The following is a 7061-nucleotide window of genomic DNA, read 5'->3' on the forward strand; positions in this document are numbered from 1 at the left end:
CGCCAGCCGCCCAACCCGTCCGAACCACCGGGTCAGACTGCCACAGCGGCTTTTGGTCAGGCCCTCGGAGTCCGGACCATCACTCATCCGTGGGGACTCGCCGCACGCCAGCACTAACCGCCACCCGTTCGGGGAAGGCTTCCCCTTTGCTCCAGGGCCCAGGAGGTCACGCCAGGCCCAGGAACTCACGCCAGATCCAAGAAGGTCACGCCAGGCCCAAGAGGTCACGCAGCACCAGCAAGTCACTCCCGGGCCCGGAAAGTCACTCCGGGCCCCGGAAGCTCACCTCACGGTCCGGCGCCGAAAGCTCACGCCTGCGCACGCCATGCTCCGGCGCCGAAAGCTCACGCCTCGCCCGGCCCGGAAGCTCACGCCGGTCGCGACCGCAGCCCCTCCAGCAGGATGTCCAGCAGCCGGGCCGAAGCGGCCGCCTGCTGCGCCGCGTCCGGCAGCGCGGGCGCGGCCGTCGCGATCACCAGCAGGACGTCCGACACCGACACGTCCGCCCGCAGCTCACCCGCCGCCCGGGCCCGCTCCACGAGCTGGCCCACGACCTCGAGCAGCGCCGACGCCCCCGCGTCGTCCTCCGCCGCGACCGCCGGCACCGAAGCCACCGCCACCGGCTGCTCCGGCACCAGCCGCAGCTCCGCCGACCCCGGCTGGGTCCGCTGCTGCGGCACCCGCGCGCCGCCGGAGGCGTCCTCCCCGACCGAGACCCGCAGCACCTGCGGCGGCAGCAGCCGCCCGGCGCCGGAGGCCACGGACGTCCGCAGGAAGCGCGACAGCGCCGACCACGGCTCGTCCTCCTGGCCGAGCGCCGCACGCGCCTGGTCGGTCAGCCGGGACGTCTCCTCCTCGGCTATCCGCCGCACCAGGACGTCCTTGCTCGGGAACCGCCGGTACACCGTGCCCACACCGACCCGCGCGCGCCGCGCCACGTCCTCCATCGGCGCGCCGTACCCCAGCTCGCCGAAGACCTCGCGCGCCGCACGCAGCACGTGCTCCAGATTGCGCTGTGCGTCCACGCGCAGCGGCGTCGTCCGCGGTCCGTCCGCGCGCCCGTTGCCCGCCGCGCTCATCGTCGCGCCACCCGCTGCGAGAGCGGATGCGGACGACCAACGAGAATCCTGAACATGCATAAGCATTCCCCCGGTAATGACGTCTCCCCCCGGAGACACTCCCCGCCATTCGATGCCGGGACGAGGGAACAGGCTCGGGTCCGTGGGTCCGCCCGTCGCGGACCCGGTGAGCGCATCCCCCTACACCCCGTCGACACACGAACATAGTTGAGAGGGAGTCAATTCAGAAGGGGCAGGTTCCGCACGGAGCGACCACCGATCGGAGTACGGGCCGTATACGTCCTGAATGTGCCCCCGCGCGCCCCCCACACCACCCCCGCTGACCTGCGCGTCTGCACCGCAGCCCGCTAATCCGGCCAACTCCGCGCGCGCTCCCGCTCCGGTCACACAATTCGTCGAGGCTGTGGACAAACGCAAGCGGCGGGTGCGTCATGGGATGGTGAAGGAACGTGCGCGCATTCTCGTTGTCGGTGGCGGCTACGTCGGGATGTACACGGCCCTGCGCCTGCAGCGCCGCCTGAAACGGGAACTGCAACGGGGCGAGGTGGAGATCACGGTCGTCACCCCCGACCCGTACATGACCTACCAGCCGTTCCTCCCCGAGGCCGCCGCCGGCGCCATCTCACCCCGCCACGTCGTCGTACCGCTGCGGCGCGTCCTCGACCGGTGCCACATCGTCATCGGCGAGGCCACCGCCGTCGACCACGCGAAACGCATCGCCACCATCACCACCCTCGCCACCGAGGAGGAGGGCACCGGCGGGCAGCGGCTGCCCTACGACCAGCTCGTCCTCGCCCCCGGCTCCGTCTCGCGCACCCTGCCGGTCCCCGGCCTCGCCGACCACGGCATCGGCTTCAAGACCGTCGAGGAGGCCATCGGCCTGCGCAACCACGTCATCGAGCAGATGGACATCGCCTCCTCCACCCGCGATCCCGCGATCCGCGACGCGGCCCTCACCTTCGTCTTTGTCGGCGGCGGCTTCGCCGGCGTGGAGGCCCTCGGCGAACTGGAGGACATGGCCCGCTACGCCGCGCGCTACTACCACAACGTCCAGCCCGAGGACATGAAGTGGATCCTCGTCGAGGCCTCGGACCGCATCCTGCCCGAGGTCGGTGAGGAGATGGGCCGCTACACCGTCACCGAACTGCGCCGCCGCAACATCGACGTCCGCCTCCGGACCCGCCTGGAGTCCTGCGCCGACCGGGTCGCGGTCCTCAGCGACGGCGCCCGCTTCCCGACCCGTACGGTCGTCTGGACGGCCGGCGTGAAACCCCACCCGGTACTCGCCGCCACCGACCTGCCGCGCAACGACCGCGGACGCCTCAGGTGCACGCCCGAACTGTCGATCGAGGGCACCACGCGCGCGTGGGCGGCCGGAGACGCCGCCGCGGTCCCGGACGTGACCGCCGGCGAGCCGGGCCGCGCATGCGCCCCCAACGCCCAGCACGCCGTGCGTCAGGCCAGGGTTCTCGCCGACAACATCGTGCACACCCTGCGCGGCGAGCCCCTGGAGACGTACGGACACGCCTACGCCGGCTCGGTCGCCTCCCTCGGCCTGCACAAGGGCGTCGCCCACGTCTACGGACGCAAGCTCAAGGGCTACCCCGCCTGGTTCATGCACCGCGCCTACCACCTCAGCCGCGTGCCCACCTTCAACCGCAAGGCGCGCGTGCTCGCCGAATGGGCCCTGGCCGGCCTGTTCAAACGGGAGATCGTCTCCCTCGGTTCACTCGAACATCCCCGGGCGGAGTTCGAACTCGCGGCCGGTGGAAAGCCTTCCCAAGACCCCCCGGGCAACCCGAAGGGGTCGTCCTGACCGGACCCAGGAACTCCACCGGCCGGCCCGGCGTCTGACGGATGTTGGTCCGGTCCGCGCACTGCCAGACTGGTCCACCACCACGGGTGTGCCACGGCTCGCCCCGGTGCGGGCCCCCCGGGGCCCCGGCCGGTTCCGGTGCCGGCCGCCGACGACTACACGAGGCAAGGATTCGTGAACTTCACGCGCTGGAGCGCCCGGCTCCCCGGAACGCAGCGCCGCGCCGCAGCGCGGACCGAGCAGACGGCCTCCCCGGACCGGCGGGGGGAAGGCTCCGTACCCGCCGCCCGTGCCGAACAACTGACCGACGAGACTCCGTCCGTGCCCGCCGTCGACGAGCTGCGGGTGCGCGAGGTCCTCGACCGCGTCCCCTCCCTCGTCGCCCTGGTCCACGGCCCCGACCACCGCATCGCCTACGTCAACGACGCCTACACCACCGCCTTCGGCGTACGCCCCCTGGGCGAACGCGCCCGCGAGGCCCTCCCCGAACTGGACGCGCTCGGCCTGTTCCCCCTCCTGGACCAGGTCCTGCGCAGCGGCAAGCCCCGCACGGTGAAGTCCCGCAAGGCCCCCGACGGCCGCTCCTACACCTTCACCTGCACCCCGGTCGCGGAACGCGACGGCACCTCCGGCACCGACGGCCGCGGCGTCCTCGTCTTCGCCACGGACGTCACCGACCACGCCGAAGCCGCCGAACGCCTGCGCGCCAGCGAACGCCGCCAACGCGAAACGGCCGTCACCCTCCAGCGCTCCCTGCTCCCCCAGGAGCTCGAACAGCCGGACGACCTGCGCATCGCCGCCACCTACCACCCCGGCGGCACGGAAGCGGCCGTCGGCGGCGACTGGTACGACGTCATCACCCTCGGCGGCGGCCGCACGGCCCTGGTCATCGGCGACGTCATGGGCCGAGGCGTCCGCGCGGCGGCGGTCATGGGCCAGCTCCGCACGGCGGTCCGGGCCTACGCCCGCCTCGACCTGCCTCCGCACGAGGTCCTCCAGCTCCTCGACGGCCTGGCGGCCGAGATCGACGCCAACCAGATCGCCACATGCGCGTACGCCGTCCACGACCCGAACGAGGGCAAGCTCGTCTACGCCTCGGCCGGCCACCTCCCCATCCTCGTCCGCGACGAGAACGGCACGGTCCTGCGCGCCGAGGAACCCACCGGCCCCCCGCTCGGCACCGGCGGCTGGATGCACACCTCAGGCTCGATCCCCCTCAGCCCCGGCTCGACGGCCGTCCTCTACACGGACGGCCTGGTGGAGCGCCGCGACGCCGACCTGGACGAGGGCATCGCCGCCCTGGAACGCGCCCTGGCCGGCGCCACCGGCACGCCCCAGGTCGTCTGCGACCGCCTGGTCCGCTCGGCCGGCGTGACCCCCGACCACGACGACGACGTGGCCGTCCTGGTCCTCCAGCACCCCGCCCGCACCGGCCCCGAGGGCGAGCTGTTCCGCAACGCCGCCCTGGAACTCCTCGGCGGAGTGGAAGCGGCCCCCCGCGCGCGTGCCTTCGCCTCCGGCGTCCTGACCAGCTGGCGCTTCCCCGCCGACCTGCACGACCTGGGCGTCCTGGCCACCAGCGAACTGGTCGCCAACTCCCTCCAGCACGGCACCCCGCCGATGCGCCTGCGCCTGCGCCGCACGGACAGACGCCTGATCATCGAGGTCACCGACGGCGACGACCATCTCCCCAGACGCCGCCGCGCGGAACCGGGCGACGAGTCGGGCCGGGGCATCGCCATCGTCGCCACGATCGCCTCGAACTGGGGCTGCCGCCGCACACCGGGCGGCGGCAAGGCGGTGTGGTGCGAGTTCGCCCTGCCGCGCACGCAGGCGCCCTAGCAGGCCCGGAGGATCAGACGTCCGCGGAAACGGGAGCCCCGCCCCGCGCCACGACCCGGCTCCTCGCGCGCCACGGATGATCCTGCACGTCGGTCAGCTGCCGCCCCAACCGCACGGCAAGCACCGTGATCCCCAGGGAGAACACCAGGAAGGCCACGATGTACGGCGCGTGCAGCGAGGCCCCCAGCGGCCCGCCCACCGCCGGCCCGACGGCCAGCGCGAGCTGCTTGACCAGGGCGAAGGCGGAGTTGTACTGCCCGGCCATCCCCTCCGGCGCCAGATCGGCGACCAGCGGGGCCACGGTCGGCGACAGCATCGCCTCGCCCAGCCCGAACAGCGTGTACGTCGACACGAACGCGGCCGTCGCCATCTCCTGGCTGCCGTGCCCGAGCCCCGCGTACCCGGCGACGGCCCACGCCACGGCCCAGATCAGCCCCACGGCCGCGATCACCCGCGACCGCCGACGCCGCTCCACGAACCGCAGCACGGCGAACTGCGCGACGACGATCACCAACGTGTTGGCGGCCAGCGCGGTCCCCAGCGCGGACGTCGAGATCCCGGCGGCCTCCACCCCGTACGCGCTCAGCCCGGACTCGAACTGCCCGTAGCAGGCGAAGAACAGCACGAAGCCCAGCACGCACAGCTGCACCATGGCCCGGTTGCCCAGCAGCTGCTTCCAGCTGCCCCGCCCCGACGCCACGGGGGCGCCCTCGATCCGCGGCGCGTGCGGCATCCGCACGGTCGTCATCACCACGACCAGCAGCAGGAACATCGCCGCCTCGATCGCGAAGAGCAGAGTGAAGGACGCGGCACTGGACGCGTCGACCAGATGGCCGCCGATGAGACCGCCCACCCCGAGCCCGAGGTTCTGCAGGAAGAACTGCAGGGCGAAGGCCCGCGACCGCGTCTCCGCGCTGGAGCAGTCCACGATCATCGTCGCCAGCGCCGGCTGCATCACGGCCTGCCCGGCCCCCAGCAGGGAAGCCGACACCAGCACGGCCACCGCACTGCTCGCGATCCCCAGACTCAGCGCACCCACGGCGGCGGCGACCAGGGCGGCGAGCAGCACCGGCAGCGGGCCACGCCGGACGATGGCCCGCCCGGCGAACGGCAGCACCACCAGCGCGGCCACAGCGAAGACGGCGAGCACAAGACCCGCCGTCATGGCTCCCAGCCCCCGCACCTGCGCCACATAGACGTACAGATACGGGACCGTGAAGCCGAGCCCGAACGCGCTGAGTGCGTTGCCCACGTGGATCCGGCGCATCGCTGCGCCCATCGCCCTGGTCACGTTCACCTCTCTCACAAGTTAGGAGTGAAGACTTCGAAGCTAAACTTAGAAGCTAAAGAGTACACATCCAAGGACTTCAAGGCAAAGAGCGGCCATGCCATACTGCGGCCCATGGGCGACACCCCCGGCCCCAGCGAGCCGACCCTCGAAGAGCAGATCGCCGCGTACCAGCGCGAGTTCCAGGACCTCGACCCCCAGGTCGAGCAGATCGTCTCGGCCCTGTCCCGCCTGAACCGCCGTATGAACGTCGCCTACGGCCGTCAGACCGCGGCCCTGGACATCAGCAACGCCGAGTGGGAGGTCCTCAAGGCCCTCGTCCTCTCCGGCGCCCCGTACCGGCTGGGCCCCAGCGACCTCGCCAAGCGCCTCGGTCTGACCCCGGCCGCGATGACTCACCGGATCGACCGCATGGTCGGCGAAGGACTGGTCACCCGTGAGCGAGACGAGTCCAACCGCGTACGAGTCATCGTGGAGCTGACACCTGAGGGGCGTGAGAAGTGGCTGGAGGCGATGCGCCTGGCGTCGGTCTTCGAGGAAGACCTGCTCCAGGACCTGTCCCCGGAGGAGCGCACGACGCTGGGCGAGGTCCTCACCCGGCTCCTGCGCCGGGTGGAACACGCCCAGCCGGACGCCGGCGGCCGCCTCTCCGACTTGGACTGACGCCCCGCAAAAGATCTTGACAGCGGGTACTTGACAGCCCCCTGCCTGATCCGTAGAGTTCTTCGGGTTGCCGCGGAGACGTAACGGTTCTGCGACAGCACTTCCGCCGCACGAGCGGCACCAACCACTAGCAAGATCGCTCCCAACGGGGTTGATTTCGGCGTGCCCGAATTCAATTCGAATTGGGGCTCGACGACCTGATCGACTCCGACTGGCTTCGATTTTGGAATCGCCGAGGGACCGCGCTAAGGTTGGAGACGTCGGAACGGCCCAAGGGTCGCGAAGACAACCCCAACTGACTGGGAATCAGGCCCGAAAGGATCTGATAGAGTCGGAACCGCCGGAAAGGGAAACGCGGAAGCGGGAACCTGGA

At 71.6% G+C, this 7061-nt stretch carries 5 protein-coding genes; 3 read left to right on the forward strand and 2 right to left on the reverse strand.

What is annotated here, in order from left to right; genetic code table 11:
- Window positions 1–368: 368 nt before the first annotated feature.
- Window positions 369–1139 (reverse strand): helix-turn-helix domain-containing protein, encoded by a 771-nt coding sequence (locus ABZ386_RS30915; RefSeq protein ID WP_351347953.1) that lies wholly within the window; start codon window positions 1137–1139, stop codon window positions 369–371.
- A gap of 376 nt (window positions 1140–1515) precedes the next feature.
- On the opposite strand from ABZ386_RS30915, the gene ABZ386_RS30920 reads away from it, so the two are divergent.
- Both ABZ386_RS30920 and ABZ386_RS30925 read left to right on the forward strand, forming a co-directional pair.
- Entirely contained in the window at window positions 1516–2895 is a 1380-nt protein-coding gene (locus ABZ386_RS30920; protein WP_351347955.1) for an NAD(P)/FAD-dependent oxidoreductase, read from the forward strand.
- A gap of 174 nt (window positions 2896–3069) precedes the next feature.
- Window positions 3070–4737, forward strand: coding sequence for a SpoIIE family protein phosphatase (locus tag ABZ386_RS30925; protein ID WP_114253918.1), 1668 nt, complete (start codon window positions 3070–3072; stop codon window positions 4735–4737).
- A gap of 13 nt (window positions 4738–4750) precedes the next feature.
- Here the strand turns inward: ABZ386_RS30925 and ABZ386_RS30930 are convergent, their stop codons facing one another.
- A complete protein-coding gene (locus ABZ386_RS30930) occupies window positions 4751–6016 on the reverse strand; it encodes an MFS transporter (RefSeq protein WP_358966846.1) in 1266 nt (421 codons plus the stop codon).
- Between the two features lie 123 nt (window positions 6017–6139).
- Here ABZ386_RS30930 and ABZ386_RS30935 point away from each other — a divergent pair, with 123 nt between their 5' ends.
- Window positions 6140–6688, forward strand: a complete 549-nt coding sequence (locus ABZ386_RS30935; RefSeq protein ID WP_114253916.1) for a MarR family transcriptional regulator — start codon at window positions 6140–6142, stop codon at window positions 6686–6688.
- Window positions 6689–7061 lie beyond the last annotated feature (373 nt).

Origin of the sequence: Streptomyces sp. NPDC006140, assembly GCF_040628815.1 — a bacterium.
GTDB lineage: Bacteria > Actinomycetota > Actinomycetes > Streptomycetales > Streptomycetaceae > Streptomyces.

Coding starts and splice junctions, on each gene's coding strand:
- ABZ386_RS30915 (WP_351347953.1), bottom strand. CDS start 1,139: ATGCATGTTCAGGATTCTCGTTGGTCGTCCGCATCCGCTCTCGCAGCG.
- ABZ386_RS30930 (WP_358966846.1), bottom strand. CDS start 6,016: ATGGGCGCAGCGATGCGCCGGATCCACGTGGGCAACGCACTCAGCGCG.
- ABZ386_RS30935 (WP_114253916.1), top strand. CDS start 6,140: ATGGGCGACACCCCCGGCCCCAGCGAGCCGACCCTCGAAGAGCAGATC.
- ABZ386_RS30920 (WP_351347955.1), top strand. CDS start 1,516: ATGGTGAAGGAACGTGCGCGCATTCTCGTTGTCGGTGGCGGCTACGTC.